This window comes from Candidatus Aramenus sp. CH1 (genome assembly GCA_022678445.1).
Classification (GTDB): Archaea; Thermoproteota; Thermoprotei_A; order Sulfolobales; family Sulfolobaceae; genus Aramenus.
Map to the genome: position 1 here is coordinate 14,026 of JALBWU010000005.1, position 25,659 is coordinate 39,684.

At 50.0% G+C, this 25,659-nt stretch carries 36 protein-coding genes; 22 read left to right on the plus strand and 14 right to left on the minus strand.

Translation table 11 applies throughout. The features are described 5' to 3' along the window. Window positions 1-30 precede the first annotated feature (30 nt). A complete protein-coding gene (locus MPF33_04420) occupies window positions 31-408 on the plus strand; it encodes a PaREP1 family protein (GenBank protein MCI2414487.1) in 378 nt (125 codons plus the stop codon). Here the strand turns inward: MPF33_04420 and MPF33_04425 are convergent. Next, window positions 405-1,088 carry a DUF3834 domain-containing protein gene (locus tag MPF33_04425; GenBank protein MCI2414488.1) on the minus strand — a complete coding sequence of 228 codons (684 nt, stop codon included), beginning with the start codon at window positions 1,086-1,088 and terminating at the stop codon, window positions 405-407. The two genes, MPF33_04420 and MPF33_04425, sit on opposite strands and share 4 nt — an antisense overlap. 3 nt (window positions 1,089-1,091) lie before the next feature. Continuing rightward, entirely contained in the window at window positions 1,092-1,463 is a 372-nt protein-coding gene (locus MPF33_04430; GenBank protein MCI2414489.1) for a DUF123 domain-containing protein, read from the minus strand. Window positions 1,464-1,583: 120 nt separating this feature from the next. Between MPF33_04430 and MPF33_04435 the strand changes: the two genes are divergently transcribed. Continuing rightward, on the plus strand, window positions 1,584-2,027 hold the full coding sequence (locus MPF33_04435; GenBank protein MCI2414490.1) for a glycine cleavage system protein H: 444 nt from the start codon (window positions 1,584-1,586) through the stop codon (window positions 2,025-2,027). 1 nt (window position 2,028) lies between these two features. After that, window positions 2,029-3,123, plus strand: coding sequence for a lipoate--protein ligase family protein (locus MPF33_04440; protein MCI2414491.1), 1,095 nt, complete (start codon window positions 2,029-2,031; stop codon window positions 3,121-3,123). Here MPF33_04440 and MPF33_04445 read toward each other — a convergent pair. Further along, window positions 3,116-3,835, minus strand: coding sequence for a CBS domain-containing protein (locus tag MPF33_04445; GenBank protein MCI2414492.1), 720 nt, complete (start codon window positions 3,833-3,835; stop codon window positions 3,116-3,118). The two genes, MPF33_04440 and MPF33_04445, sit on opposite strands and share 8 nt — an antisense overlap. A 205-nt stretch (window positions 3,836-4,040) precedes the next feature. Here MPF33_04445 and MPF33_04450 point away from each other — a divergent pair, with 205 nt between their 5' ends. Continuing rightward, window positions 4,041-4,487, plus strand: a complete 447-nt coding sequence (locus MPF33_04450) for a hypothetical protein (GenBank protein MCI2414493.1) — start codon at window positions 4,041-4,043, stop codon at window positions 4,485-4,487. Between the two features lie 4 nt (window positions 4,488-4,491). Next, window positions 4,492-4,908 (plus strand): OsmC family protein, encoded by a 417-nt coding sequence (locus tag MPF33_04455; protein ID MCI2414494.1) that lies wholly within the window; start codon window positions 4,492-4,494, stop codon window positions 4,906-4,908. 2 nt (window positions 4,909-4,910) lie between these two features. Here MPF33_04455 and MPF33_04460 read toward each other — a convergent pair whose 3' ends face one another. Continuing rightward, entirely contained in the window at window positions 4,911-5,168 is a 258-nt protein-coding gene (locus MPF33_04460; GenBank protein ID MCI2414495.1) for a hypothetical protein, read from the minus strand. A 226-nt stretch (window positions 5,169-5,394) separates the two neighbouring features. On the opposite strand from MPF33_04460, the gene MPF33_04465 reads away from it, so the two are divergent. The 8 genes from MPF33_04465 to MPF33_04500 all read left to right on the plus strand — a co-directional run bounded on the left by MPF33_04465 (window position 5,395) and on the right by MPF33_04500 (window position 11,384). Next, a complete protein-coding gene (locus MPF33_04465; GenBank protein ID MCI2414496.1) occupies window positions 5,395-5,640 on the plus strand; it encodes a sulfocyanin in 246 nt (81 codons plus the stop codon). 2 nt (window positions 5,641-5,642) lie between these two features. Then, the gene (locus MPF33_04470; protein MCI2414497.1) at window positions 5,643-6,614 is read left to right on the plus strand and encodes a hypothetical protein; all 972 of its coding nucleotides are present in this window, start codon (window positions 5,643-5,645) and stop codon (window positions 6,612-6,614) included. Between the two features lie 67 nt (window positions 6,615-6,681). Continuing rightward, complete coding sequence (locus tag MPF33_04475) at window positions 6,682-7,017, plus strand: hypothetical protein (protein MCI2414498.1); 336 nt, start codon at window positions 6,682-6,684, stop codon at window positions 7,015-7,017. A 41-nt stretch (window positions 7,018-7,058) separates the two neighbouring features. Beyond that, a complete protein-coding gene (locus MPF33_04480) occupies window positions 7,059-7,727 on the plus strand; it encodes a DsbA family protein (protein ID MCI2414499.1) in 669 nt (222 codons plus the stop codon). A gap of 13 nt (window positions 7,728-7,740) precedes the next feature. Next, the gene (locus tag MPF33_04485) at window positions 7,741-8,124 is read left to right on the plus strand and encodes a CBS domain-containing protein (GenBank protein MCI2414500.1); all 384 of its coding nucleotides are present in this window, start codon (window positions 7,741-7,743) and stop codon (window positions 8,122-8,124) included. Window positions 8,125-8,190: 66 nt separating this feature from the next. Next, window positions 8,191-8,793 carry a class I SAM-dependent methyltransferase gene (locus MPF33_04490; protein ID MCI2414501.1) on the plus strand — a complete coding sequence of 201 codons (603 nt, stop codon included), beginning with the start codon at window positions 8,191-8,193 and terminating at the stop codon, window positions 8,791-8,793. A gap of 12 nt (window positions 8,794-8,805) precedes the next feature. Continuing rightward, on the plus strand, window positions 8,806-10,638 hold the full coding sequence (locus tag MPF33_04495; protein MCI2414502.1) for an acetate--CoA ligase: 1,833 nt from the start codon (window positions 8,806-8,808) through the stop codon (window positions 10,636-10,638). A gap of 62 nt (window positions 10,639-10,700) precedes the next feature. Then, a complete protein-coding gene (locus tag MPF33_04500) occupies window positions 10,701-11,384 on the plus strand; it encodes a CoA transferase subunit A (protein MCI2414503.1) in 684 nt (227 codons plus the stop codon). Here MPF33_04500 and MPF33_04505 read toward each other — a convergent pair. Continuing rightward, window positions 11,365-12,078, minus strand: coding sequence for a CoA-transferase subunit beta (locus tag MPF33_04505; protein ID MCI2414504.1), 714 nt, complete (start codon window positions 12,076-12,078; stop codon window positions 11,365-11,367). The two genes, MPF33_04500 and MPF33_04505, sit on opposite strands and share 20 nt — an antisense overlap. 37 nt (window positions 12,079-12,115) lie before the next feature. On the opposite strand from MPF33_04505, the gene MPF33_04510 reads away from it, so the two are divergent. Then, complete coding sequence (locus MPF33_04510; protein ID MCI2414505.1) at window positions 12,116-12,436, plus strand: hypothetical protein; 321 nt, start codon at window positions 12,116-12,118, stop codon at window positions 12,434-12,436. On the opposite strand, the gene MPF33_04515 is transcribed toward MPF33_04510, so the two are convergent. Continuing rightward, the gene (locus MPF33_04515; GenBank protein ID MCI2414506.1) at window positions 12,396-13,268 is read right to left on the minus strand and encodes a tRNA (guanine-N1)-methyltransferase; all 873 of its coding nucleotides are present in this window, start codon (window positions 13,266-13,268) and stop codon (window positions 12,396-12,398) included. The genes MPF33_04510 and MPF33_04515 overlap by 41 nt on opposite strands. After that, entirely contained in the window at window positions 13,268-14,260 is a 993-nt protein-coding gene (locus tag MPF33_04520) for a VWA domain-containing protein (protein MCI2414507.1), read from the minus strand. The genes MPF33_04515 and MPF33_04520 overlap by 1 nt, the downstream gene beginning before the upstream one ends. A 145-nt stretch (window positions 14,261-14,405) precedes the next feature. Here MPF33_04520 and MPF33_04525 point away from each other — a divergent pair, with 145 nt between their 5' ends. Genes MPF33_04525 through MPF33_04535 form a run of 3 tightly spaced genes read left to right on the plus strand, consistent with a single transcriptional unit; the run spans window position 14,406 to window position 17,082 of the window. Next, a complete protein-coding gene (locus MPF33_04525) occupies window positions 14,406-15,062 on the plus strand; it encodes an FHA domain-containing protein (protein MCI2414508.1) in 657 nt (218 codons plus the stop codon). After that, window positions 15,059-15,922, plus strand: coding sequence for a metallophosphoesterase (locus MPF33_04530; GenBank protein MCI2414509.1), 864 nt, complete (start codon window positions 15,059-15,061; stop codon window positions 15,920-15,922). Before MPF33_04525 ends, MPF33_04530 begins: the two co-directional genes overlap by 4 nt. Window positions 15,923-15,933: 11 nt before the next feature. Beyond that, window positions 15,934-17,082 (plus strand): VWA domain-containing protein, encoded by a 1,149-nt coding sequence (locus tag MPF33_04535; protein ID MCI2414510.1) that lies wholly within the window; start codon window positions 15,934-15,936, stop codon window positions 17,080-17,082. Here the strand turns inward: MPF33_04535 and MPF33_04540 are convergent. Then, complete coding sequence (locus tag MPF33_04540; protein ID MCI2414511.1) at window positions 17,066-17,599, minus strand: hypothetical protein; 534 nt, start codon at window positions 17,597-17,599, stop codon at window positions 17,066-17,068. The genes MPF33_04535 and MPF33_04540 overlap by 17 nt on opposite strands. A gap of 379 nt (window positions 17,600-17,978) precedes the next feature. On the opposite strand from MPF33_04540, the gene MPF33_04545 reads away from it, so the two are divergent. Further along, window positions 17,979-18,137 carry an AbrB/MazE/SpoVT family DNA-binding domain-containing protein gene (locus MPF33_04545; GenBank protein MCI2414512.1) on the plus strand — a complete coding sequence of 53 codons (159 nt, stop codon included), beginning with the start codon at window positions 17,979-17,981 and terminating at the stop codon, window positions 18,135-18,137. On the opposite strand, the gene MPF33_04550 is transcribed toward MPF33_04545, so the two are convergent. Both MPF33_04550 and acnA read right to left on the minus strand, forming a co-directional pair. Then, a complete protein-coding gene (locus MPF33_04550) occupies window positions 18,124-19,332 on the minus strand; it encodes a DUF402 domain-containing protein (GenBank protein ID MCI2414513.1) in 1,209 nt (402 codons plus the stop codon). The two genes, MPF33_04545 and MPF33_04550, sit on opposite strands and share 14 nt — an antisense overlap. Then, entirely contained in the window at window positions 19,301-21,790 is a 2,490-nt protein-coding gene (gene acnA, locus MPF33_04555; protein ID MCI2414514.1) for an aconitate hydratase AcnA, read from the minus strand. Before acnA ends, MPF33_04550 begins: the two co-directional genes overlap by 32 nt. A gap of 72 nt (window positions 21,791-21,862) precedes the next feature. Between acnA and MPF33_04560 the strand changes: the two genes are divergently transcribed. Together MPF33_04560 and MPF33_04565 are read left to right on the plus strand one after the other, a co-directional pair. Then, window positions 21,863-22,498: a hypothetical protein gene (locus tag MPF33_04560; GenBank protein ID MCI2414515.1), complete on the plus strand. Its 636-nt coding sequence runs from the start codon at window positions 21,863-21,865 to the stop codon at window positions 22,496-22,498. Window positions 22,499-22,530: 32 nt separating this feature from the next. Beyond that, entirely contained in the window at window positions 22,531-22,989 is a 459-nt protein-coding gene (locus MPF33_04565; protein ID MCI2414516.1) for a DUF2258 domain-containing protein, read from the plus strand. A gap of 29 nt (window positions 22,990-23,018) precedes the next feature. Here the strand turns inward: MPF33_04565 and MPF33_04570 are convergent, their stop codons facing one another. Further along, window positions 23,019-23,330: a hypothetical protein gene (locus MPF33_04570; protein ID MCI2414517.1), complete on the minus strand. Its 312-nt coding sequence runs from the start codon at window positions 23,328-23,330 to the stop codon at window positions 23,019-23,021. A gap of 66 nt (window positions 23,331-23,396) precedes the next feature. On the opposite strand from MPF33_04570, the gene MPF33_04575 reads away from it, so the two are divergent. Next, window positions 23,397-23,720, plus strand: coding sequence for a hypothetical protein (locus tag MPF33_04575; GenBank protein ID MCI2414518.1), 324 nt, complete (start codon window positions 23,397-23,399; stop codon window positions 23,718-23,720). Between the two features lie 4 nt (window positions 23,721-23,724). On the opposite strand, the gene MPF33_04580 is transcribed toward MPF33_04575, so the two are convergent. Further along, complete coding sequence (locus MPF33_04580; GenBank protein MCI2414519.1) at window positions 23,725-24,105, minus strand: MarR family transcriptional regulator; 381 nt, start codon at window positions 24,103-24,105, stop codon at window positions 23,725-23,727. Window positions 24,106-24,362: 257 nt separating this feature from the next. Here MPF33_04580 and MPF33_04585 point away from each other — a divergent pair, with 257 nt between their 5' ends. Next, window positions 24,363-24,680 (plus strand): transcriptional regulator, encoded by a 318-nt coding sequence (locus MPF33_04585; GenBank protein ID MCI2414520.1) that lies wholly within the window; start codon window positions 24,363-24,365, stop codon window positions 24,678-24,680. Between the two features lie 16 nt (window positions 24,681-24,696). On the opposite strand, the gene MPF33_04590 is transcribed toward MPF33_04585, so the two are convergent. Next, on the minus strand, window positions 24,697-24,933 hold the full coding sequence (locus tag MPF33_04590) for a hypothetical protein (protein MCI2414521.1): 237 nt from the start codon (window positions 24,931-24,933) through the stop codon (window positions 24,697-24,699). 130 nt (window positions 24,934-25,063) lie between these two features. Then, the gene (locus tag MPF33_04595) at window positions 25,064-25,309 is read right to left on the minus strand and encodes a transposase (GenBank protein ID MCI2414522.1); all 246 of its coding nucleotides are present in this window, start codon (window positions 25,307-25,309) and stop codon (window positions 25,064-25,066) included. Window positions 25,310-25,659: the final 350 nt, after the last annotated feature.

Genomic DNA, 25,659 nt, shown 5'->3' on the forward strand with positions numbered 1-25,659 from the left:
AGTAATAAGTGGGGAAATGCAATATAATCTGTGGACAAGGGGATAAGACTTCTCACGGCGTCTGACGTATTGTTGGCTGAGGCAGATGACCTCCTCTCCAAGGGAGACGTGGTACAAGCCTCTGAGAAGTACTACAAGGCCGCAGAGGAGGCAGTAAAGCTCTTGGTGAAGTCCTTGAACTTACAGGAGATATTGGAGAAGGTGAAAGAAGACAAGACGTGGAAGTCTTCAACCCTTTTTAGATCTGCTAAGGCGATAGCTAGGCAGTTAGGGAACAACGAGGTCGCAAAGGTGTGGAGAGTCGCTTGGTACGTTCGCGTGCTTGGCTTTCACGAAATGAAGCTCACGCGTGAGAGGCTGACCGAGCTGTCTTCAGTTATTCACGGTATAAAGAGGTTCTTGGACTAGTATGAGAGCCTGCCCACTGCCGGGAGTACCCTCGAGTACACCTCAACGCTCTTCTTTAGCTCCTCCCTACTCGTGGTGAGGCGGTGTTTGTAAATGTGTATTATCCTCTCCATTATCTCTAAGCTGTAGTACTTTGAGGCTGAGGAGATTATGGAGACCGAGGTCTTTGGTTCCTCCCTAATTATCCTTATTCCTTCCTCGTAGGCCTTGATCACGTTGTCCGCCCCTTCCCTGGCGTAGATCACGCAGGGTGGGGCTAGGACTCCCAACCTCCCCATCTCCTCCTCGAAGCTCTCCCCAACCCTTACCTCAATGCCCACTAACGCCAGCCCTCCTCTCTCGCTCTCCTCCACCGCCCTCTCAGGAGTAGTGTTTACAACCTCCTTCCCCGTGAGCAGGGCGTAAAGTCTAGCGTTGTAGTCTGCTAAAGTCCCCTGCCTGACAGTGTAGATCCTCTTCGACTCCTTGTTCCCGAGAAGGGAGTACATGTCCACGTATACGCCCGCCACAAGCTTGTAGTTTACGCCTATCTTGGTCACGTTTGTTACCGAGTCTAGGACTACGTCTCCTATGCCTTGGTACTCGCAGGAGTTCCTCAGCTCGAAGTCCAGCTTCCCGTAGACCTTTGCAACAAGTAGCGGGAAGGAGACTGGGCCAGCAAAGGGAGCGGTAACTAGCATAGTCTACTTCTCCACTAACGCGATAATATGCTTTAATGCCTCTCCAGGCTCTACCTTAAACAAGTGGCTCCTGTTCAGCTTGTCGTCGCTTGAGCCAAAGTCCTTAACCGAGGGGAAGCTGGATAGGGACGACGCTATATTCCTCTCTTCAGCGTTTACCACTAGGACGCCCAAGGGCTCGCACAGCTCCGAGAGGAAGTCCACGTGCCAGTGTCTCCTCTCCTTTTCCCTGTTCAAGTGCCTTGACACCCTTTTGTCGCAGTAGTTACCACATGAACCCACATATGCGTAATATCCCCCCTCTAAGTGGAAAGTCCTACCCTTAGTTATCACGTCCCCTCCCATACAACTAAAGAACACCAAGTAGCCCTTCACTCGTTAAGTATGAGGTACTCAAAGAAGAAGTTTTTGGTAATAACCGTAAATAAATTACTTGAGTAACATAGGAAAATTTTTTAGTATAGTTTTTATGATAAGTAAACTAAGTGGGTTTGAATGGTAGTCGAGTCGAACTGTGAGATACCCGAGAACTTGTTCTACTACATAGAAGGTAAAAACACGGTTTGGGCAAAGCTTGAAGGTGATCTACTAATAGTTGGGATAACCGACATTGCCCAGACCATGGCTGGCAAAGTTGTGAGGGTTAGGATAAAGAAGAAGGGCACTAAGGTCGAGAAGGGCAAGCCAATTGCGACTATGGAGAGCGGTAAGTGGGCAGGCCCAGTTCCAGCCCCAGTCAGCGGGGAAATAGTTGAGGCCAACGCTGAAGTTGAGAAGAACCCGATCTTGGTCAACCAGGATCCGTACGGCAAGGGCTGGATAGTGAAGATGAAGCCTAACAACATGGAGGACGTGAAGCAGCTCTATAGTGGCAACGCGGCGGTCTCTAAGCTAAAGGAGCTCATTGCCAGCGAGAAACTCTCCTGCAAGAGGCTATGAAATGAACTGGCGCTTCGTTGAGCTCCCCCCCCAAGACGGCTACCACATGGTCACGTCCTTTATCGCAGTAGCCGACTACGTGAGCAAAGGGGGGAAAGACACACTACTCCTTTTTTCCGTAAAGGAACCGTTCGTTAACGTGGGCGTTCACCAAGAGGTATGGCTTGAGGTAGACCTCGACTTTACCAAGGCCCACAACATTCCGGTTGTGAGGAGAGACCTAGGAGGGGGGACTGTAGTAATCACCCAGGGGGAGCACGACTACTTTATCGTGATAAAGGCAAATGAAGCACCTAGGGACCCTGTAAAGCTCTACTCAACTTACTTAACGCCAATAGTGAACGTGCTGAGGGACTACGGGCTCAACGCGTCGCTGAGGGACCAAGACATAGTGGTTAACGGCAAGAAGATAAGCGGTAACGGCGCCATGAACTACGAGAACGCCGTCGTGATAGCCGGGAACATATTAATGGAGCTGGACGTGGACTTGATGAGCAAGTGCATTAAGGTACCCTCAGTGAAGTTCAGGGACAAGATGGCCAAGGACATGAGGGACTGGCTCACCTCGCTAAAGGACGAGCTCGGCTACGTGCCCCCGAGGGAGGAGCTGAACAAGAGGATAAAGCAGGCGTTTGAGAGGGACCTAGGCATAAAGTTCGAGGACTCCCAGCTCACTCCGGAGGAAATAGAGATGTGGGAAAAGCTGGCGGAGGACAAGAGGAGGGAAGAGTGGGTGTACTACAAGGACAACCGTCACCCAGAGCTGAGGACGGAGAGGTGCGTCAAGATATCCTCTGCCGTCGCGTTCTGCCACCTCGATTACAAGGCCAGGAAGCTCATAAGGCTTACAGTGAAGTTCGTGGAGGGTAAGCTAGAGGAGGTGTCCATCTCGGGAGACTTCTTCGTCATGTCGCCTAAGGGTTTCGTCGAGTACTTAGAGGACTACTTGAGGGGGTCTAGACCAGAGGAGATAGGCGAGAGGATAGACAAGGCGTTTGAAGAGAAGAAACCAGTCATCTTCGGCTTCACAAAGGAGGACTTGAAGAACGCGTTCAACGAGGTCTTGAAAAAACCGGAAGTGCAAGAGGTTATATAGACAGGACAGCTAGGATTTCCCTTTCACTGACGTCCCCAAGTAAGCTCCTTGCGTCAACCACGGGAAGGTAGCCTATGTTTTTCTCTGCCATTAAGAACCTAGCAGTCTCAATGGAGGAGTCTGGGGTTACCTTGTAGACAGAGACAGTCATAACGTCTTTGGCCTTTATCTTCCTTATGTCCCTTCCTGACGCAAGTGGCCTAGCTATGTCCCTCACCGAAATTACGCCCACAGGTAGGCTTTCCTCTATAACTACCGCGTGCCTCTTGTATTTCTCCTTCATAAACTGCACTATCTCGTCCAGCGTGGCGTCCTGTGATGATATTATTGGCTCAACGTTCATTATGTCTCCCACGTTCCCATTTGCCTCAATACGGCAGTACCTTATCAAGTCCCTTTCAGTTATAATACCTTGAATCCTGACTCCGTCCCCCACCAGTAGTGATCCTACGCCCTTCGCCGTGACTATCCTACAAGCTTCCTTTAAGTCGGCTTGTGGGGAAATAAAAACGAGGTCCCTTGACGCCAGCTTCCCCACTTCTTGGTCTAGCTTGTCCCAGTTGTACACCAAGTCCCTAATCGTCACTATGCTGTCGTTGCCTACCACTAACCTCCTCACGTTGTTGAGTATCATCTTCTGGATGACATCCTTCACTTTCGTCTCCGGGGACACTGATAGGACGTTCTCCGTCATTACGTCCATTACTCTCATATGGATCACGGTTTAGTTATCACGACTTCCCTGCACCTAGCAAGGCACTCTGAGATGTTAGTGAACCTCCACTGAGAGTTTGGCTTGAAGCACTCGGCCACACACGGGTCTTGCACCATAGACATAGCATCACCACTTTTAGGTAGTGTTATTAAAGAAAAAAATCTTTATGTCGATTTTTATTTTATTAAGAGGTGTCACAGTGTTGAAAGAAAAGGTAGGAAACCTCGAGTTGGAGGTAAAGGCAATAGTAGACGTAGACGGAAACGAGTACAAGGTCGTTGACGTGCCGAACGCCGACGAGTACAAGGGCTTTCCTCCCTCATGGGAGTTCGTCAAGTCCCACATGCTCAACTGGAGGCCCTACTTCAAGGGGAAGATGGTTGAGTTCAACGGCATGCTGATCCCGGCTGTGAGCAACTATTTGCTAAACTTGGACGAGGAGATGTACGAGCTAGTAATGGCGGTGTACAACACGTTTAAGGTCAACAAGCCATCGATAGAGACCAACGTCAGCGTGGTGGTGACTGACCAGATAAACGAGCTGGAGAGGAAGATAGGGAGGAGGTTGAGCGAGGAAGAGAAGACTTCTCTCTACATAAGGTATGCTGTGGAGCTGGCAATCCTTAGGGACGTTGGGTTACTGAACTGAGGTAATGGTCATGATGACGTTTACTGTTGAGGGAAAGCTAGAGGGGGACGTGGTAAGGGTCTGCGTGGCTGGGAGGGAGATGGAGATAGGACTTTTCGGCTCAGACTACCCGACCCCCGAGGAGGTTCTCCTTGCCTCAGCCCTCTCCTGCATGTTGCTTACGGTAAGGTACGTGGCTAGGGAAAAGGGAGTGGAGATAGAGGAGCTGAGCGGTTACATCGAGGGCACAATGGACCCTAGGGGCTTCCAGGGAGAGCCCGGGGTTCCTCCAGGTTTACTTGAGGTGGCCTACGACATAAAGGTCAAGAGCAGGGACAAGAGGATAAAGGAGATAATAGACCTCTCAGAAAAAAGGTGTCCCTTAAAGGATACCCTGTCCAGGCCAGTCAAGATAAGGGTAAATTGGTCGTTGGAGAGTTAGCCTCACCTTCTCAGTTGGACGAAAATGTAGGTAGCGACAACTATTAGGAGCACGTCTAGGACGAAGGCGGTGAGGGCGGTTCCCGTGGTGAAGGGTAGCGGTCTGCCAACGAGAGGGACTGGGAGCACCCTAGTGAGACCCAAGAGGAGGTAGTTCGCCCACCAGTAAACAAGTTCAAGGGCGTAGACGAATTTGAATACCAGCAGCTTGAAAGTTAGGATGAAGAGGATTCCAGCAATTATTGCCAGTAAGGCGTCCACTAGGAAGAAGGTTCTAAAGGGTGAAGGTACTAAAGGGCTAGTTGAGAGCTAGAGGTGCACGTAGGCCCACGCAAACGACAGTACTCCGCCTATTATCCCTACAATAAACTGATCCTTCTTAACGTTTTGCATGGGATATAGTAACTTTCAAGGTCCTCAATAAAGATTTCTCTTACTGATTTGGGCAAATACTTAATACCGGTAGATGAGACCCCATATAGAGAACATGAGCAAAAAGGACAAGAAGGCACCTGGACTAGTTGAGGTAGCTGTTCTCACAATCTCCGTAATTGTGCTGATAGTTGGGGGCATAGCATTCGGGATGGCTTCAATACACGCTTCCTCTACGCACTCCTCATCCATGGGCACTTCCTCAACCCCCGCTTCATCAACGTCGACCTCTTCGACTTCCTCAACCTCCTCAACTTCTACTAGCACTTCCAGTAGTTCCTCTGGGTACGTATGGGGTTAACAATGCGAGTCTTAAGCCAAGTAGTGCTTTTTTCTTTCGTCTTTGGCTCCATCGGACCCCTGGAAGTCTCATATCTCCTCTCGAAGGGCAACGCCCTTGAGTCTGTCATGGCGTTTCTGCTCTTCTCGCCCACAGTGTTGGTCTTGTACTCTGCGATGAAGTTGAAGGCTAGTTACGGGGGCCTCTATGACCAAATCAAGGCATTCTTACCTAATGCATCGATGCTTTTCGCAGTTCTCTGGACGATTTCCTACTTCCTATATTTATGTTATACAGTGTACTTCATAACCTATTACGTCCTTCCCCTGTCCGGAGCCCAGTTCATTGCAACTACGCTCTCCTTAATTGGCTTGATAACCTTGGTCGCCCTCCTAGACCTAGAGCCCTACTCGGCAGTCCCACTGTCCCTACTACAGCTAGTGATCATGATCCCGATCCCCCACCTCTGGTCCCCTAAGCATTTAGACCTAACCGTGAGCCTGCCATCTGTCGCGTCCAGTTCACTCCTTCCAGTTTGCATAACCCTCTCTTCGTTCCTCGGGGAGAGGTTAGCCAAGGACGTCTACCTTCTTCCTATAAGCTACGCCTTAGCCTCGGGGCTCGCAGTTATCGACTCCTTTTTTGCACCAGCTAACCTAACCTACCTCTTTACGTCCTTCGCTTCCCTAGGCCTCATACTCGTCGAGTTCTTCGCCGTGAAGAACGTGTTGGTGAAGTCGTTTGGGTGGAGGAAGGGCCTTGTGGTGGGAGGGTTCGTTGCCCTCTCACTAGTTGGTTTAGTGGACCCCTCCGCCTACTATAACTACCTCATTATACCTTCCCTGATAGCCCTTTACGCTTCCTTATCAATCTTCTTTGCTTCCGCCTCCATTTACTACGCGAGAAAGGGGTCCTTTGAGCTTATCTTCTCTTCCTTGTCTACGGCTTTGATGGTGTACGGCCTTTACACCTCCGTGACCCCTATACTCACCTAGAGGGGCAATTGTCATCTCAAAATAAGTTAACTTTATAAAATAAATTATCAAAAAATAACTGATAGTTATGTCCTCCTCCCACTCTGAGGAACTCATGAAGCCCGGAGAAAGGCAACTAATGGAGATAAGGAGCTACTTGTTCGACCTCCTGGACGCAGTTAACTCCCTAGTGGAGTCCAATAGGCAAGTGGTGAACAGGGTAGGAGCTAAGCTGTTGGTTTCCCTCGAGCTAGTGACCATGCAGAGGTACGACCTCGAGCTAGTAATGAGGGAGTACTGGGGACAGTTCAAGTCAGCCATAATGGATCTAGCGAACTCTCCAGAGCTCAAGGACAAGATGGGCGACATCCTCAACATCGTTAACAAAATAGAGGAGCTGAAGAAGGAAGCCGGTTTTAGTTAGCGTTATATTCTTTTTATCCATTTATTTTTGTCTGGGCTGAAATGATAGAGATAAAGTTCTTCCATGACGTCCTCTGTCCCTTCTGCTTCATGACAAACGTTAGGCTCAAGAACGTGCTCAAGGACTTCAAGGGAGAGGTGAGACTAAAGCACAAGGCCTTCATGATGATCTCCTCCTTGGACGACTTGAAGGCGATAGCGCCCACCGAGGAGGACGCCAGAGAGGTGTTCAAGAACGAGTTCTCCATCCTGAAGAGGTATATGAAGGACTACGACCCTGAGAAGCCAATATCCAAGGGCAAGATAGGCTACGTCTGGTCCCTCCCCCCGCTTATGGCTTGTAAGGCAGCGGAGTTCCAGAGGGGAGACGACGGGCACTGGGAGTACTTCACGAGGGCACAGGAAAAGTTCTTCCTGGAGGGGGAGAACGTGGCCGATGACCAAGTGCTCATAGAGATTGCCGAGGAAGTAGGGTTAGACGTAGAGAGGTTTAAGAGGGACTTCAAGTCAAAGGAGGCAAAGCTCGCGGTGATGGAGGACGAAGCAGAGGCAAAGGCCATGGGCATAAGGGGAGTACCAGCCCTCGTCATAAACGACAAGTGGTTGATAAGGGGTCTGCAGACGGAGGATTACTTGAGGAAGGTGATAGAGGACCTCGTGAAGAACGGCGAGCCAAAGGCCGTTGAACTAAAAGCTTATTGGGAACAATAAAGAGAATATGGATATGGCGAAAGTAAAAGACTACATGTCGTCACCGATTTTCCAAGTAGAGGCAAATACGTCGATCCAAGAGGTATGTAAGTTAATGGTGGAGAGAGGAGTTGGCTCAGTGTTGGTAACAGAGCAGGGCCAACCCAAGGGCATTTTCACGGACAGGGACGCGGTTAGGGCGTTTGCCATGGGTTTCTCTCCATCAGACGAAGTTAGGCTTGTCTCAACCATGGGCAACCTAGAGGTAATAGACATGGACGACGACGTACTCAAGGCCATAGAGATAATGACCAAGAAGAAGATAAGGCACCTACCAGTTAAGGACGACGAGGGCAACATAATAGGGATGCTGTCCATCCTGGACGCGTCGAGGGCCATGAGTGATTTAAGTAAGTAGTGAAATATTTCTTTTCGATCTAATTATCAATTAAAAATATTTACCTTCACACACAATAGTTACCACGTGAAAGTTGCCTTTTTGACTAGGGACGGAGAGCTGTCTGCCCTCTGGAACGCTTTGAAGTTAGTGATATACGACGGGGCCAAGGAGGAAGTGAACTTTGGGCTCACTAGGAGTTCTTCGCTTAACCGCTGCGACTTTTTAGTTGGCACCTCCCTACTTGAGGGTGAGAAGGACGTCCTCAACATGGTCGCCGACTTCGTGGTAGACGGGAAGAGGTTGGTGAGGGAGGTTGAGCTCCTCTCCTTTGAGTACCCAGAGGTGAAGGTGTCAGAGAGAACTCTGGCTGTTGGTATATGTCCCAAGGGTGCTGTCGCCTGCTTAACGTCAGTGCCCGGAGAGAACGCCGTTCGCTCTATTTACCCCTTCCCTTTCAGGGACTCCTCGCTAGACAAGGTCGTCTTTTTCGAGGTTCTCGACTACGACATGGTGAGGGAGGCAAACAGAGTCTTAAGGAAGGGAGGGGAAGTAGAGCTCTGGGTCAGGGATGAGGTCTACGGAGGGGTAAACCCTAGCGTCGCGTTGAAGTTTTTGATCCGCTTTCACGTCCAAGGAGCGTCGCTGAGGGGCAAGTACTGGGTGATAAAAGGTAAAAAACTAAAATGAGCAATTTCACTCATGGACCCAGTTTACGCTAAGGCAAGGGAACTCTGGCGTTTCTCGATAAGGAACCCAGAGGCGTTCTGGGACGGGATAGCTAGGGAGCTGGCCTGGTTCAAGTACTACGAGAAGGTGGTGGAGACAGACCCCCCCTATTACTACTGGTTCAAGGGAGGCAAGATAAACCCCACCTACAACGTATTTGACGCTCACCCAGAGAGGAAGAACAAGGTAGCCTTAATCTGGGAGAGCGAAAGCGGAGAGAGGAGGTCTCTTAGCTACCAAGAGCTCTTCGCTGAGGTCAACTCTCTTGCCTCCTCCCTCAAGGAAATAGGCGTGAAGAAGGGCGATGTAGTCACCATCTACATGCCTATGGTCCCGGAGGCTATGGTGACAATGCTAGCCGTTGCGAGGATAGGAGCAGCGCACAGCGTGGTCTTTGCGGGCTTTGGATCCCAGGCGTTGAGGGACAGAATGAAGATGTCCTCCAGCTCCTTCCTCATCACGGCAGATGCTGGGTTCAGAAGGGGGAAGACGATAGACTACTTAAAGACCGTAAAGGAGGCCATAGAGGGAATGGACGTAAATATCGTTACTCTTGAAAGGCAGGGGAGGGTTATGGGTTACAACTTTAAGGACTTGACTTCTGGCCTAAAGAAGGTAAAGGCAGAGAGGAGTGACTCCCTTGACCCCCTCTTCATCCTGTACACCTCTGGGACTACTGGGAAGCCAAAAGGGGTTGTGCACGCAGTGGGTCCCTACACAGTGTGGGCATACTTCCACGTTAAGTGGCTCTTCAACTTCGGAGAGGAGGACGTGTTCTTCTCCACCCCGGACATAGGCTGGATAAACGGGCACTCTTACAGCACCTACGGTCCCCTGCTCAACGGGGCAACGGTGCTCTGGTTTGAGGGTGTCCCAGACTACCCTGATCCTGAGGTCTGGTGGTACCTAGTGGAGAAGTATAAGGTTACACACATGTGGGTAGCGCCGACTGCAGTGAGGCTACTGGTGAAGCACAACGTGAAGACCAAGTACGACATCTCATCTCTGAAAACTATTGTGAGCGCTGGGGAAATCCTGGGAGAAGAAGCGTGGAAGTGGCTCGTCGACCTAACCCAGGGGAAGACGTACGTGGTCGAGACTTGGGGGCAGACGGAGAACTCAGGGTTCATAACCTCCCCTAGTGGCTTCTACGTAGGGGGGATAAGCTACAAGAAGGGCTCGGTGGGCATCCCCTTACCGGGCATTGATGTGGCAGTAGTTGACGACAACGGCAACGAGCTACCTCCAGGCCAGAAGGGAAACGTGATAATAAAGTCCTCCGCCCCAGCCTTTATGGTAGGGCTCTACAAGGACGACGAGAGGTACAGGCAGTACTTCTCCCGTTTTGGCTACTACTATACTGGGGACTACGGCTACGTGGACGAGGACGGCTACCTCTACATCTTGGGAAGGGGAGACGACGTCGTTAAGGTCGCCGGGCACAGGCTGAGCCCAGCAGAGGTAGAGAACGCTGTCTTGGAAGTCCCAGAGGTGGCGGAGACGGCGGTGGTGGGCAAGGAAGACCCCATAAAGGGGAACGTCTTGGTGGCCTTCGTGACGCTGAAGGAAGGGGCTAGGCCTTCGGAGGAGCTCAAGGAGAGGATAAGGCAAACGGTGAGGAACTTGGTTGGGCCCGTAGCGTCGCTGGCCGACGTAATATTTTTAGACAAGTTGCCAAAGACTAGGACGGGGAAGATAATGAGGAGGGTACTGAGGGCAGTCGTGTCTGGAAAGGAAGTAGGGGACGTGAGCACCTTGGAGGAGACGGAAGCGCTGGAGGAGCTGAAGAGGGTGGTCAAGCCTTGATAGTCTCAATTGATGACGCCTTGAGCCTAGTAAAGCCCGGGGACGTGATAACGGTAAGCGGGATGTCAATACACAGGAACCCTATGCACTTCGTGTTTAAGCTAGCGGAGAGTGGGGTGAGGAACTTGACCTTCGTGGACAGGGAGCCCGGGCTAGCCCTAGAAGTCCTGCTACAGCACAACGTCATATCAAAGGTAAGGATGGCAATGGCAACGCTGGAGTGGTTTGGCATGCTCCCCACGTTTAGGAGTAAGATCGAGAAAGGGGAGGTGGAGTTACTTGAGGACACATGCGGAGCATTCATGGCCGGTATAAGGGCTGGTGCCCAAGGAGTACCTTTCATGCCGGTGAGAGGTGTCCTAGGCTCAGACCTAGTGAAGCTACACGAGAGGGTAGGGACGTGGAAGGTTGGGGAGGACCCCTTTACTGGGGAGAAACTAGTTTTCGTCAAGGCGATAACCCCAGACGTGGCGATTATACACGTGAACAGGGCTGACGAGGAGGGAAACAGCGAGATACTCGGCCCTCTATACGAGGACGAGTACAAGGCTAAGGCGTCCAAGAAGGTGATAATCACCGCAGAGGAGATAGTGCCCAAGAGCTACTTCTACGGCAGGAGGCCCACAATAAACGCGGAGTACGTAACAGCTGTAGTCCACCTCCCCAGGGGAGCTGAGCCCACTAGTATGTTCCCACTCTACGACGCGGACTACGAGAAGATCTTGGCTATTCTAGGGCAAGCCTGAGGTTGTACGGGTCCATCTGCTCTATGAACTTTCTGTCATCTTCAGTCAGCTCGATAGTTTTTGGGTTCTCTGGGACGACCTCGAACTCCGTGTTGTTCACGATGTCTTCGACAGTGGAGTAAGGGTAGAGATCAGTTACCTTCCAGACCTTCTCCTTCCTGTCGTACTCGAGGACGCCCAAGTTGGTCACTACCACGACCTTGTTGTTGGAGTACTTTGCTGACCCGGTCGCGAAGTCCACTCTCTTGACCAGTGACTTCCTAGAGTGCTTCAAATTCCAGAGCACCACCTTCTTCACCAAGGGCATTATGAAGGCAGTAGCCGCGCCTCCCGGTAGTCTCACCTTTGGGGAGCGGTAGTCGCCTATGACTGAGAGGTTTACGTTGGTCTCTTCATCTATCTGGACTGGGCCCAGGAACATCACGTCCAGTAACCCCTTTTGCGCCATGTCGAAGGAGTCCACAGTGATCATCACAGGGGCCTCCTCCACGAAAAACGGGCTCCCCGTCGAGGGAGACACCACTACCCTTGAGGGGTTGTCTGCCTCTGCCACTCCCAGGATTCTAATCCTCTTCCCGTACAAGTCCCTGGCCATAAAAGTGGCTATGAGCGCCGGGATGGAGTTCAGACCTACGTATACCCTCTCGCCGTCCTCTAGCTTAGTGGCGATGGCCTTGATGACGTAGTCTATCATAGTTAAACCCTTAAGCTAGAAGCTAATATTTTTGCTCATGGCAGTGTACAAGTACTTGGACTACTACATAGCTGGAGTGGAGCACGTGGTAAAGGGCTACCTGCAAGACGTGGTGGTCATATACAAGCAGAACAACAACTGGAACGCCGTGAGCGCAGAGAGGTTTAGATCAAACGACGCCACGCTCAACGAGATAAAGGAGGCGGTGAAGTTCGCCACCCACGAGGACGACCTAAAGCAGGCGATCGAGAGGCTCAGGAAGAAGGGGATAAAGATAGAGGAAGTCAAGGAGAACAACTTGCCGTTCCCGAGGAAGTTCATTGAGGGGAAGAAGAAGATCCAGGCCGAGTTCGACTAAGGACCCTCTCCGCCTTCTTAATGACTTTTTCGCTCGCCCTCAGCCACTTCCCCGTCTCCTCGGAGTTCCCGTCCCTGAGAATCCTGAGGTACTTGTCGGCGCTGGACTGGTTGTCTATTATGGCGTCCTCTAGGCTCTTGCCCTCCCTTACTTCCATGACTATTTCTATTATCTTGTTTATCCTGTCCGGCACCCCGACCCTAGACCCCCTCAGCTCTATCCTCACTTGCAGAAAGTTGTAGCCAAACCTCTCAGAGAGGGCAGTGGTAGCCCCCTTCCAACCGCTCTCGTCCACTATTCCCCCAAGGATAAAGGTGTCAGCACTTCTAAGTAGCTCCTCCGTGGCCACCACGTCACCGTATGGGTTTAGGACCACTGCCTTCCCCGAGGGCTCAACGTCGTATCTCACCTTGTTGGGTATAGTGGTGAGCTTAAAGGGAGAGTGGTTGAGGGAGAGGTTGTAGTCCCACAAGTACCTCCTTACTGCGTCCACAGAGGAGAGGACTTGCACGTAGAGCCTCTTCTTCTCCTTTTCAGAGTGGTAGTCCCAAAAGCCTAGATCTACGATGAACACCGGCGTCTTGGGGAACTCCTTTAGTACTTCTCTCCCCTCCTGTGATAACGTAGCTTGTGCCCTCTCCTCGCCCTTCCCAGAGATTATCCTTATTCCCAATTCTTCCCTTCTCGCCTTCCCTTGAAACCCCCCTTCCTTTAGCCTCAGCTCCCTGACTAGGGCGTCCACTGCGATCCTCTGGAGGTTGTCTCTCTTGGAGTAAATCGACGTTATCCCTAGTCCCAAGAGCTCCTTCGAGAGCAACCTAGCTAGGATCATCACTTTCTCATCTTTTTAGTTGCCTCGGATAGGTCTGCCTTTGAGTCTCCAGTTAGCCTCTGGGTTGCCTCTATTAAGTCCTCCCTTCTTGTGGCCTCCGCTGCCTCCCTGAGCTTTTGCAAGACCTTCGTAGCCTCTTTCCCGGTCTCGAGGGCGTTGGTGTAGTCCCTCAGTAGCGTGTAGTACTGGATTTCTGCCTCTACCTCCTTGTTGACGTTTGCCTCCACCACTTGGTCTGGTGCCCTCTTCAATACTACCGTTTGGCTCAACGTCCTCTCTTGTGAGGTAGACGGGTCGTTGTATGTAACGATTATGGACACTTCGAAGTCCTTGTCCCCAGGCGGAACGTCCATTACCCCGTACACCGTCACTAGGCCCTCAACTATTGGGATCCTTATGGGCATGTCGAAGTTTAGGGGAGAGAAGCCTTGGGGCACGTTTACCCTCACGTTGGTGGCGAAAACGCTGTTTGTGCTCTGCTCCTGAAAGAGCTGGGGCAGTTGAGAAGGGTCTTCGATGTGATAGAAGAGCCCGGCGGTCATGTCTGCGAGCCTCTTGAGTATTGCCTCGTTGTAGTCTCTGCCTATGCCTATTGCGATCACTTGCAGGTTTGCTGGGAAGGATAGATTCTCGTAGTCCTTAACGTTCCTCTTGTCCACTGGTTTCCCGTCAGTCAGCAGGATGGCCCTAGTGGGCATCTGATACCTAGAGCTCAGCTCAATTACATACCTTATCAGCTCGTGGAACCTCGTAGTAGCCCCCTTCTCCGTGGGCATAGGGACGTAGATCCCCGTGTTCCCTGTGTAGACTACCCTTGGGTGGTTGGAGAAGAGGATCAAGGTAACCATGTTATCCCTTGGGAGACTTGAAATCAACCTCTGCGCCGACTCCACTGCTGTCTGGAACTTGCCGTCCTTCATCATCGAGGGACTGTTGTCGACCGCTATGATGAAGTGTACGTTCTTCACTTGGGAGGAGTTCTCGGGTATCAAGTAAACGACTACGCCAATCTTGGAATCTTTGGAATAATATATAAATTGATTAGAAGTTCTTATTTTTAGCGATATGGTCAAGGGGTTATACCTTTTTGATTATGCGTAGAAATCCTTAATAAGCTTTCCACACAATATACAAACCATGACGTGGAAATGCCCTGTTTGCGGTTATGAGAACACAGACGACGCCTTGTTCTGTATACAATGTGGCGCTAAGAGACCAGAGGGAGCTCAGCAGCCACATGCCCAACCAGCTGGAGCATCACAACCCGCTGAGGTGCAAGCCCCACAGCAAGTGACTGTAGATCAACAAGCGCCGCAAGCAGAACCACAGGAGGGAGCCCAACCTGCTTCACCTACCATGGCATCAACTGAACCCGCACCGCAGGCCATACAACAGACCACGCCACAGCCAGAGCCCGCGCCATCTACTGCACAACTGTCTCAGCAGGTAGAGGTACAACAACAAGCCCAGAAGTACTACCTGCAGTTCATAGCAACTCCAGCCTCCGCCCTAAACAAGATGAAAGTTTCCCTGGACTTTGACGTGTTTGAGAACATCTCCATAGGGAGGAGCCCTGAGAACGTCATAGTGATTCCAGACTCCGAAGTGTCTAGGAAGCACGCTGTCCTCTCCCTCAGCAACGGTAAGCTGTACATAGAGGACCTTAACAGCACAAACGGCACCTACGTCTATGACGGTAAGCTCTTCCAGCCAGTGAAGGGGAAGCAGGAGATCCAAGCAAACTCAATAATCAAACTGGGTAACAGTACCATCGTAAAAATTGTGAGAGAATGAGCCTCCTTGAGGGTAGTAAGATCTCAGAGATCCTAGAGCTAGTTAAGAAGGCAAAAGAACAGTTTGAGAGCGAGGATCCCCTCATAGAGATATCTAACGTAAAAAAGGCAGTCTTTGTTGGAGACACGCACGGGGCCGACTTTATAACCAGGGCGGTACTGGAGGCACATAAGGACGCGGACGTGCTCGCGTTCATTGGCGACTTCGTGGACAGGGGGCCCAACGGCATAGAAAACTTGGAGCTTCTCCTAAAGGAGCACCTAGAGAACCCGAAGAGAGTGATCCTACTGAGGGGTAACCATGAGAGCCCTCTGACTAACTACTACTACGGCTTCGTCAACGAGGTCAAGAGAAAGATGGGCAAAGAGGAGTACTACGAGGAATTTAAGAATATGTTTGCCGTAATGCCCTACGCTGCCCTCTTTGACGGAGGGCCAGAGGACAAGTACTTGGTAGTACATGGGGGCATAGCGAGAGATCTGAAGAGGGTGGAGGAAATAAAGACGTTGCCGAGACCAGACGTTAACCCAGATAACGCTATAGCCTTTGAGCTCCTCTGGAACGACCCTAGGGAGGAGCTAGATGGCTTTGTCCCCAACGTAAGGGGTGATGGGACCTTCTTCTACGGCAAAGACGTGACCAAGAAGTTCCTAGAGGAGAACGGCTTGAAGGGGATAATCAGGGGCCACGAGGTAGCGGACGGCTGGAGGGTGGACGTAATTGACGGTCAAAGAGATATGAAGGTAATCACCGTGTTCTCTAGTGCATATCACGGGATGAGGGCGGGAGCCCTCGTCTGGGATGGAGAGAAAAAGAGTTTTATCTACGATTACGTAAGTTATGACCACATTACTCCTTAAAGGTGATTGGCATGACCATATCTATGAGAGTAGAAGTGAGCCACAAGTACTCCTTTAGCACCGAGACTAGGGCTGTCTTCAAGGTATTGTTGGTCCCGGAAAAGGTAACCACTGCCTCAGGTTTCCACTACATTGTCCTCTTGGACACAAGCGGTTCAATGGAGGGGTTAAAGCTTGAGAACGCCAAGACCGGTGCAATTGAACTCTCCAAGAGGATTCCCCAAGGCAATAAGGTCTCCCTTATCACGTTCTCAACCCACGTAAACGTGGTCAAGGAGTTCGGTGACCCAGAGGATTTAACCTCCTACGTCTCTGGGCTAAGCGCGGGCGGGCAAACGGCTCTCTATACCGCCCTCTTGACAGCCTTTAACTTGACAAAGAGGTACGAGATGCCCAGCTACGTCATACTGCTCACAGACGGTAATCCCACTGACGAGACGTCGGAAGTAGCGTACACCAAGATCCAGATACCGGAGAAGGTACAAGTGATAGCCTTTGGTCTAGGGGACGACTACAACGAGAAGATACTGAAGACCTTAGCAGACAGAACTGGCGGGCAGTTCTACCACGTGGATGACCCTATGCAGATACCAAATAACCTGCCTAAGGCTGCAAAGACCAAGGTTGCGGGGAAGAACATAGTTATGGACGTAGTGTCCGAGAGCCCAGTGAAGCTCTTGAACTTCTCTGGGCCCCCAGTCACCATCAACGCCCTAGAAGGAGTGGTCAAAATCTACGGAGAGGTAACGATTCCGCCCAATTTTAGCGGCAACTTCTTGACGGTGAAGCTCAACTACGAGGATCCTGCTACCTCAAGGCAACAAGCGCTTATGAGCGTCATATCGCTGACTCCTGCAAGGGACCAGCAGACCTTCGTTTCAGGGATAAACAAGGACTTAACCTTGGAGTATGAGTACTACAAAGCCTTGCAGAAGTACTCTACAGACGTGGAGGCGGGGAACCTAGTGGAGGCCACAAGGACGTTACAGAAGATGGATCAATTGGCCCAGCAGACTAGGAGGATAGAGCTCATAGAGACGACAAGGAGGCTCTCTGAAGGACTAGAGACGACAAAGAGAATAGGGACTACTGAGCAGACCAGGAAGCTGTCAAAGGAGGTAAGTAGTGAAGTCACGAGGAAGCTCAGAGGAGAAGGGTAGCGTAGTCGACGTCCATCTTCACAACCTTTATCTTCTCTCCCCTAACTCCCCTGATTGTACAGGGAGCGTCTTCTATCTCTATTCCCACCCACTCCTTCATGAACTCCTTTACTCCCTCTATTAGTTCCTTCCTATTTGACGCTACCACTGGCACGTCGTGGATTACCAAGATCTTGTCCAATTCACCCTTAAGTCCGATAAAGACAAGGCTCGTCGTAATCCCGAACTTACTCTTCCTTGCCTTGATCCCCATAATCACTTTCTTGTCGTCGGCCAGGGAAGAGAGCTTCCCGTCTTCCCTTGACTCGACTAAGTACTTGTAGCCTGGTAGGATCTGGTGCCCTTTCAGTATGGGCCTTCTCACCACTATGAGTTCCCTTAAGACCTGCTGGTTTTGGTTAAAGGAGACTAACGCTGGAAACTCCTCTCCTAAAGAGCTCACGAACCTCATCTTGCTTACGATGAACTTTACCTCAGGCGTCATCAAAGAATTAACGTTTATCCCAAACAGGTTCATGTGTAATACTTCTCATTCGACCTTAATCTCTCTTTCATTTATCTATACTTAAAATTTCACTATTTATCATTTATGGAATAAAAGGATTTAAACATAATCTCGAAAACTCCGCCATTATACAACGTATAAGTTTAGTTTGATATAAGATCTGGTCAATATTATCGTGATTTAACATTATCATTTTAAGGCGTAAATTAAAACGTTTTTATCGGACTTTAAAAGCAGAGGAATCACAGGGCTTTTTTCCATATATATGAAAAGTACCAAATTCCTCAGACATTCTATATAAGTATTTTCATTACTAGGTAACAAATTTAGACATATATCTTTGAAGAAAAAATTTATATTAGGTAATTATTATATAGTACATGAAGAGAATATGACCGTAGAAGACATTGTAAAGGTAAGTAGAAACTACCAAGTTACCATACCCGCAAGGATAAGGCAGAAGTTCCAGATAAGGGAGGGCGACCTAGTGAAGGTAGTCTTCGACGAGGAGAACAACACGGTAAAGATCATTCCTATTAAGCAACAGTGAACTCTTTTAGTAAGCTCAAAACCTGTTTCTCTATTTTTTCCCCAAGGTATTTCTTTATTTCAAGGTACTTATCTTCGTCCAAGACCTTTACCTCCCCGTCCTTTACCGCTATGTCAAGCTCGAGGTCCACGTACCTTATCTTCCCCCTCAAGAGTTCTGGGGGCGTAGAGATGTTGATGTACTTCCCCTTTAACCTTCCGTCCCTGGAGTAGTAGTTGTGGACCTCGTACCATTTGCCCGAGTCGACCTCCATGACGTCGTAGTCCCCTTCCTCCTTCTCTATTCCGAGGCCGTCATAGAGCCCACCGGGGGAGATCTCCCTCATTAGCCAAAGCTTGTAGCCCTCGTTGCTAACATCCTTTTTTATCACCTTTCCTTCCCTCAGCCTAATTGTGCCCCCAAGCTTCACGTGTTCTATCTCCATGAAGTCCTTGATGAGCTCGTCGAACATGTCCTTTGGTTCCCTCTCGTCGACCTCGTTGAAGCTCAGCTTTAGCATGTGGTGGAACCTCTGGGTCTCCAAGATCTTCCCCCTCACTTCGTCTAGATAGAGCTTGTCCTCAAGGGAGGGCAGTACCATGGAGAAGTCCTCTCCCTGCTTGAAGTCTTCGTTATCGTACCTCATGGCCAACCTCTCCAGTTCCCCCCGGAGCTCTCTCTCGTCAGCGTAGGGGGCATTGCTCCTCCACTTTACGTTGTAGCCCTTCTTGTTGAAGGGGAGGCTGATCTTTAGCAATACCTCCCTTTTCCTCACGTGTTCGGAGAAGTAAGTCCTTCCCTCTCCCCTCCACACGAAGGCATATCTGCCAACAGCCTTTACCTCGTCCAGCCCCAGCTTCCCGTCGTAGGGTGGCCTCACCACTAGTCCCCTCTCCATGCACGGCTCCACTTTAAAGTCCATGTATGTGCAGTCCTCCGTCTCGATCACTGAGTAGAGCTTCACTGGGGACTTCCACACTATTGATGCCTTGAACACTTCCTTTAGGAAGTTACTTACGTCTTGACCTATTGCGATTAAGTGGCCCTCGTCGTTGTTCTTTATGGTAACATCAGCTGGGGCTCTTACTACTCCCTCGTTAAACCTCTGGGCTATCTCTGGGCTCTGTTGAACTACTTGAAACCTTTCCTTTGCCAAGTAGGTTAGAGCTGTAGCATATATCCCCCTAATTCTTACCCTTAATTTTCTGGAAGACATAGTTGAGGATTCCCCCGTACTTAACGTAGTTGACCTCAGCCTCGGTGTCTATCCTGGCCACTCCCTCGAACTCCCTCTTGCCGTCCTTGCCTATTACCTCTACCTTCACCTTTGGCCTCACTTTAAGCTCAAAGTGCAAGTTAACGGTCTCGTCGCCTTTGATGCCTATGTCCTTCCAGCTCACGCTCTCTATTGGCACTACCCCCATGGCTACGAGGTTGCTCCTGTGGATCCTCTCAAAGCTCTCAGCTATTACCGCCCTTACTCCTAGGAGAGCAGTGACCTTTGCCGCCCAGTCCCTGGAGCTTCCCGTGCCGTACTGCTTCCCGGCGAATATCACAAGGGGCACTCCCTCTTGCTTGTACCTCATTGCCACCTCGTAGACTGTGCCCTCCTTGCCGTCGGGGTAGTGCACTGTGTACCCTCCCTCCCTGTTCACCATGAAGTTCTTGAGCTTGGGGTTGGCGAAGCCTCCCCTGAGCATCACCTCGTGATTCCCTCTCCTAGCACCATATGTGTTAAGCTCTGTGGCCCCTAGGGCGCGTAAGTACTTTCCGGCGTCGGAGTTCTGCAGAATGGGCCCAGCTGGGGATATGTGGTCAGTGGTTACCTTGTCTCCAAGTAGCAGGAGTATCCTGGCGTTCCTTACCTCCTTGAAGGGTTGGGCTTCCTTGAACCAAGGTGGCTCAACTATGTAGGTGCTCTCCTTCCACTCGTACACTTTCCCTGGGGAGATGCTAAGGCCCTTCCAGTTCTCGTCTCCCTCGAATACGTTTGCGTACATCTCCTTGAAGAACTCAGGCTTCAAGGCCAGGCTCATGTACTCCGAGATCTCCTTTAGCGAGGGCCACACGTCCCTTAAGTAAACAGGCCTCCCGTTGGGATCAACGGCTATTGGGCTCTCTGGGTCTAGATTTATCTTCCCGTAGATGGCGTAAGCCACCACGAGTATAGGAGACGCCAAGTAAGTGCCTTTCAGTAGGGGGTTTATCCTCCCCTCGAAGTTCCTGTTTCCGCTTATTACCGCGTAAACCTCCAGGTTGTTTTCCCTTACGTCCTTCTCCACGTCACTGGGTAAGGGCCCCGCGTTGCCTATGCAGGTAGTACACCCAAAGCCCACAACGTGGAACCCTAGGGCCTCCAAGTAGGGGATGAGATTACCCTCCTTCAAGTACTTGTACACAACAGGAGAGCCTGGGGCCATGGACGTCTTGACGTAGGGCTTGCTCCTCAGACCTAGTTCCACAGCCTTCTTTGCCAGGAGTCCTGCACCTATCATTACGGTGGGGTTGGAGGTGTTTGTGCAACTGGTTATTGCAGATATGACGACGCTCCCGTCCTCCACTATCCTCCCTCTCTTCCCGCTCACCTTCAGCTTTTTCATCTCCCTTAGCGGGACCCTCTCGTCTGGATTTCTCGGCCCCGCAAGGGAGGGCTCAATCTCGCTTAGGTCTATCTCTACCTCGTCGTTGTAGTCTGGCTCCTCCTTTCCAGTGTAGAACATCCCCTGTTCCTTAGCGTACTTCTCCACTATCTCGTAGTCCCTGTTGGTAGCCTTCAAGTACTTGAGAGTCTGTTCGTCTATTGGGAAGTAGCCCACCGTAGCCCCGTACTCGGGGGCCATGTTGGCTATTGTTGCCCTGTCCGGGACTGAGAGGAGGGATACTGAGGGGCCGTAGAACTCCACGAACTTGCCCACCACTCCCTTCTTCCTCAACATCTCCGTTATGAAGAGGACGACGTCAGTTGGAGTGACGCCCTCCTTGACCCCCCCAACTAGCCTTACCCCCACCACTTCTGGGACTGTCATGAAGTACGGTTCGCCCAACATTACGGCCTCAGCCTCAAGCCCTCCCACTCCCCACGCTAGGACGCTCAAGCCGTTTACCATGGTCGTGTGGGAGTCGGTGCCAATGACGACCTCTGGGAACGCTACGCCGTCCTTTATCGCAATTACCCTGCTCAAGTACTCCAGGTTGATCTGGTGTATTATACCCTTACCCGGTGGCACGACCCTGAGGTTGTTGAACGCCCCTTGTGCCCACTTGAGGAACTTGTATCTCTCGGCGTTCCTCTCGAACTCCTTCTTCATGTTTAGACTCAGGGAGTACTCTGTGCCGTAGTAGTCGACCTGCACTGAGTGGTCTATGACCAAGTCTGACTGGACTACGGGGTTCACGAGCTCGGGGTCTTTCCCAAGCCTCTTGAGCTCGGACCTCATTGCAGCCAGGTCCACCAGGAGGGGCACTCCAGTGTAGTCCTGCATTATCACCCTGGTCGGCATGATGGTTATGTCCTTCCCCACCTTCCTGCCCAACAGGTTTTCTAGGCTATCCTTTCCCACCTTTTCCCCTAGGTTTCTGCCCACGTTCTCCACGAGGACCTTTAGGGAGAAGGGGAAGTTGTCAACTCCTAGCTTTTTGATGGAGTAATACTCGTAATTCCCAAGTTTCTCCATAAGACTAGGTTCGGCACGGAGTTAAAAAGCAAATCCTAGAAAACTTAATTTCTAGGCGGAGTACCATACATTGTGGAGTTGTCAAGCCTCTGCAATAAGGTTAAGGCATTGGGCTATTTCGGCTCCTTTGCCAGGGACGAATACGTTGAGGGGATCTCAGATGTCAACGTCTTCGCAGTGACCAGCGACAAGTCTGTCCTTTTGGAGTTGGCAAGCGAGGGATACTCCCCCCTAGTGGTCTCAGAGGAGGAGTTAGAAGGAATGTGCAGGGAAGGGGACCCCATCTGTTACTACCTGCTAATGGACTCTAAGGTGGTCTGCGGCGATCTGAAGGTGAACTTCGTTAAGACTCCCCACACTTGTGAAAGGTTGAGGAAGCAAATACAGAGCTTTCTAAAGATGAGCATTGAGGGCTACAAGAGAGGTGACGAGGTGAGCGCCCTCAGCAACGCCTACAAGAGCTTTAGGTCACTGATCCAGTGGAAAAAATGTCTGATTAGCGACAATATACCCCTGTCCAAGGCGGATCTTGAGAGCTCGTGCAGTGAACTTGGCCTCGAGTGCGACGTTTTCGAGGACCTGCTGAGGCTGAGGGATACCAAGACCCCAATCACGATCTGGAGCATAAACAAGCTGTACAACGTCTTGAAGAAGTACGTTGAACTCCCATTTCCTTCTCCTGCTGAAGAAGCTTTCGGGAAGAAGTAAACCTTTTAATTCTTCATGAAGAATATTTAATTATGGCAGAAGAACAGAGGGATATTGAAAGGGCTGAAGAATACGTCCAGTTAACTCCTAGAACTACTGCTCTAGGTGGGAACAAGTTCGAGCTGTCGACTGGGCTTATAATTGCTGCTAGGTACGCGGACAAGCTGAGAAGGGTAGCGCTAGTTGCCCTAAGCAAGATAGCCCCCAGGGACGTGATCATAAGAGACATCTCGGAGCTCAACAAGAAGCTCTTCGACGAGATAACTCAGAAGAACATAGGCAAACTAGACGTGATAAGGCTAGTAGTTGTTGCAGAGTACGAGCCTGAAGAGAAGAAGATCAAGTTCGAGAACGTACAGATTCAAAGGTTCTACACGGAGGAACAGTGCAAGAAGATGCAGGAAGACGTAGTAAAGGAGAACCAGAGGCTCAAGGAGGAGCTAGATAGCGTCAAAAAAGAGATCCAACACCTCATGTCGATAATAAAGTGAAAAGGGGGAAAAAGAATTGTTTTTAGTCTTTATCCCTTGATCAACCCTATTACGAAGCCTATTATGAACGCTATGGAGTTGTACGGCAGGAAGTTAATGTAACTGTTAACTTCTCCCTCAGCTTGCGTCAGCTTCTGGCCCAGTGCAACAAGGGCGTGTTCAACCGTCGTGGGGGACAGGGCGCCTATCGCTATGAGGATGATTATTATGGCAAGTATCGTCAAGCCTATCTTCACGGCGTTCTTGACTATGTAACCCACTAGAAGGCCTATGATGAAGGTGACTATCAGCGAGATAACGTCTGCTGTAGTTAAGGAAGAGATTGAAGGGTCAAAGGACATAAACAGTTCACTCTTCAGAATAATATTGTAGACAACCTTATAAATTTTGACGTCTTGGTAAAGCCTATGAAGGTTGTTAAGTACCATCTCAAGGCCAAGGTTCAAGCGGGAGGAAAGGAAGAGGTAAGGGAGTCGACGTTTAGGCACTTAGCCAACGCAAGGAAGTACATGAAGGAGACTGTCGAGAGGCTGGGCGCAAAGTGCTCAAAACTAAACGTTGCTGGAGACACTTACACAATGCAGTGCGAGGGCGACTCAGTTAAGGTCTTTTTCGAGGTCAAGAGGGAGAGGATAAAGAGGGTAAAGAAGGAGACAGAGAAGAAAGAGGAGAAGAAACAAGAACAGAAATCAGAACAAAAAATCGTTGAAAATAAGGAACAGGGTTCCTAAAAACTTACATCATTACTACTTGTAAACGTGATAACAGCTCTTCCTTTGCCGTCTTCACTAGTCTCTCCAAGTCCTCAACTATTTTTCTGTACACGCTTTCCTTCTCTACCCAGTACACGTAGTTTGGCCTACCCTTCTGTTTGCCCTGCTCGTTTACCTTCTCTCTGTTGATTAGTCCCTTGTAAAGCAAGCTGTTTATGGACTTGCTTATTGACGCCTTAGTCACGTGCAGTTCGTTTGCCAGCTCGTCCGCGTACATCTTCTTGTCCTTGGCCATGAGTACGTGGAGCACCTCTACGTCGCTCCTTGAAACGCCGTACAGGAACGCTATTAGCTCGTGTAGCTCTACTTCCCTTCCGTCTGGAAATCTTATCTTTTCCGACATACTTATTCCCAAATTTTACATGTGCTTTTTTAACTTAAAAAATCAGCATATGATAAAATGTGAAAATAGTAAAATTAATCTATTTCTCTATATCTGTTCACATTTCTATACATATCTATAATATATTTACACAAACTTAGTGGAGAAATATGTACATTTATATTAATCGGTAAACTTCGTTAATATTAACTGAGTTAAACTTTCTCTCTCGTGGCATTAATAACCGCGTTTTTATTAAACGTAGTAAATATTATGTTATGGAGCTAAAGACCTATTGCGAGGAGTCCTACGTTAACGTGGTCCCCTTCTTGAGGGCAGCGATTATAAAGGCCTTGACGCGAAGGGGGTTCCCAGTAAAGAAGGCCGTGAAAGTGTTAGGCGTGTCCACGACGGCCTACGAGAGGCACGCCTGCGACGAGAGGGTTGACAGGATACTCAACGACGAGGAACTTGGGGACATGGTAGAGGCTTTAGCGTCAAGGATACTCGTAGGGGAGAGGATAGAGCCATCAACCTTCTGCGTCCTTTGCACCAGGTCGAGAAAGCTCTTTGGCCTCAAGGAGTGTACCTACTGAGGGGAAGGTTCCCTGTTTATTTTTTCCTTAGCATAGCGTTAAGCCTTACAATAGACGCCATTACGATCAAGAGACAGAGGATCAATATCATGGCTATGTTTAAGAAAAAGCCGTAGAGTGACGAGTCAGGGAAAGAGAACAAGTACTCCATGAACTGGTAGAACCATGGGATTGAGATTAGCCTGGAAAGCACTAAGAGGAGGAACATGACGGCCTTGCCCGTTGCTCGGTTCAACGTGAGGGCTAAGTCCATAGCAAAATAATGATGGTAATACATTAATAAATCTCTTCCAATGATAAAATACTTTGAAGGCTGCGCAGTTCTTGACGTTAAGTTCTGACCTCCTCCCAGCCCTGCGAGGGTTCTGCCTAGGTCTAAGGCGTTACTCCCCTTTATGGGAGATACCCCGTGATGTGAAGAGAAAGGAAAGAGCCAAAGCGTTGACAATCTTCCTTATTATAATGTTTAACGCTCCGCTAACGTCGCTGTGAAGTTTACGACCAAGAGGACAGCTATCGACACTCCTGGGATTTCTGTCAACCTTAACGTTATGGAAAGCGCAGAGCCGCGAAGTGTTATGCTCAATCACTAGGTATGTCTTTACGCCGTACTCGTAGAGTTTGTTCACTAACGCGCCAACTTGCGATAAGACCAAATTTGAAGTAAACTTGTTACCCTTATCCTAGGAATGAAGTAAGGATAGCCCAAGTAAACCGTGGAGACGCCAAAGACCACAAAGAGTTAGCCAAGTGAGATGCTAAAGTTCTGTAAATGAAGAAGCCCACGGTAAAGCTTAGTGACTCTTTTCCTTTCCCTCAGCACTTCTTCCCTATCACTTCTTTGGACCTTTTCTGTCTCGCTCTTCAGCTCGTCGAGTTCGCGATCCTCTCCTGAAAATAGAAGTTCGCTCTTAACTGCTGAACCCCTATAAAATAGAACAGTACGTTCTCAACAACGACAGTAGCCAACGCGTTTACG

Coding starts and splice junctions, on each gene's coding strand:
- MPF33_04540 (MCI2414511.1), bottom strand. CDS start 17,599: ATGAACCTGTTTGGGATAAACGTTAATTCTTTGATGACGCCTGAGGTA.
- MPF33_04510 (MCI2414505.1), top strand. CDS start 12,116: ATGGCAGTGTACAAGTACTTGGACTACTACATAGCTGGAGTGGAGCAC.
- MPF33_04545 (MCI2414512.1), top strand. CDS start 17,979: ATGACCGTAGAAGACATTGTAAAGGTAAGTAGAAACTACCAAGTTACC.
- acnA (MCI2414514.1), bottom strand. CDS start 21,790: ATGGAGAAACTTGGGAATTACGAGTATTACTCCATCAAAAAGCTAGGA.
- MPF33_04440 (MCI2414491.1), top strand. CDS start 2,029: ATGAACTGGCGCTTCGTTGAGCTCCCCCCCCAAGACGGCTACCACATG.
- MPF33_04535 (MCI2414510.1), top strand. CDS start 15,934: ATGACCATATCTATGAGAGTAGAAGTGAGCCACAAGTACTCCTTTAGC.
- MPF33_04505 (MCI2414504.1), bottom strand. CDS start 12,078: ATGATAGACTACGTCATCAAGGCCATCGCCACTAAGCTAGAGGACGGC.
- MPF33_04425 (MCI2414488.1), bottom strand. CDS start 1,088: ATGCTAGTTACCGCTCCCTTTGCTGGCCCAGTCTCCTTCCCGCTACTT.
- MPF33_04500 (MCI2414503.1), top strand. CDS start 10,701: ATGTCAATACACAGGAACCCTATGCACTTCGTGTTTAAGCTAGCGGAG.
- MPF33_04470 (MCI2414497.1), top strand. CDS start 5,643: ATGCGAGTCTTAAGCCAAGTAGTGCTTTTTTCTTTCGTCTTTGGCTCC.
- MPF33_04515 (MCI2414506.1), bottom strand. CDS start 13,268: ATGATCCTAGCTAGGTTGCTCTCGAAGGAGCTCTTGGGACTAGGGATA.
- MPF33_04550 (MCI2414513.1), bottom strand. CDS start 19,332: ATGTCTTCCAGAAAATTAAGGGTAAGAATTAGGGGGATATATGCTACA.
- MPF33_04480 (MCI2414499.1), top strand. CDS start 7,059: ATGATAGAGATAAAGTTCTTCCATGACGTCCTCTGTCCCTTCTGCTTC.
- MPF33_04585 (MCI2414520.1), top strand. CDS start 24,363: ATGGAGCTAAAGACCTATTGCGAGGAGTCCTACGTTAACGTGGTCCCC.
- MPF33_04565 (MCI2414516.1), top strand. CDS start 22,531: ATGGCAGAAGAACAGAGGGATATTGAAAGGGCTGAAGAATACGTCCAG.
- MPF33_04580 (MCI2414519.1), bottom strand. CDS start 24,105: ATGTCGGAAAAGATAAGATTTCCAGACGGAAGGGAAGTAGAGCTACAC.
- MPF33_04475 (MCI2414498.1), top strand. CDS start 6,682: ATGTCCTCCTCCCACTCTGAGGAACTCATGAAGCCCGGAGAAAGGCAA.
- MPF33_04435 (MCI2414490.1), top strand. CDS start 1,584: ATGGTAGTCGAGTCGAACTGTGAGATACCCGAGAACTTGTTCTACTAC.
- MPF33_04495 (MCI2414502.1), top strand. CDS start 8,806: ATGGACCCAGTTTACGCTAAGGCAAGGGAACTCTGGCGTTTCTCGATA.
- MPF33_04455 (MCI2414494.1), top strand. CDS start 4,492: ATGGTCATGATGACGTTTACTGTTGAGGGAAAGCTAGAGGGGGACGTG.
- MPF33_04570 (MCI2414517.1), bottom strand. CDS start 23,330: ATGTCCTTTGACCCTTCAATCTCTTCCTTAACTACAGCAGACGTTATC.
- MPF33_04525 (MCI2414508.1), top strand. CDS start 14,406: ATGACGTGGAAATGCCCTGTTTGCGGTTATGAGAACACAGACGACGCC.
- MPF33_04485 (MCI2414500.1), top strand. CDS start 7,741: ATGGCGAAAGTAAAAGACTACATGTCGTCACCGATTTTCCAAGTAGAG.
- MPF33_04445 (MCI2414492.1), bottom strand. CDS start 3,835: ATGAGAGTAATGGACGTAATGACGGAGAACGTCCTATCAGTGTCCCCG.
- MPF33_04590 (MCI2414521.1), bottom strand. CDS start 24,933: ATGGACTTAGCCCTCACGTTGAACCGAGCAACGGGCAAGGCCGTCATG.
- MPF33_04465 (MCI2414496.1), top strand. CDS start 5,395: ATGAGCAAAAAGGACAAGAAGGCACCTGGACTAGTTGAGGTAGCTGTT.
- MPF33_04530 (MCI2414509.1), top strand. CDS start 15,059: ATGAGCCTCCTTGAGGGTAGTAAGATCTCAGAGATCCTAGAGCTAGTT.
- MPF33_04575 (MCI2414518.1), top strand. CDS start 23,397: ATGAAGGTTGTTAAGTACCATCTCAAGGCCAAGGTTCAAGCGGGAGGA.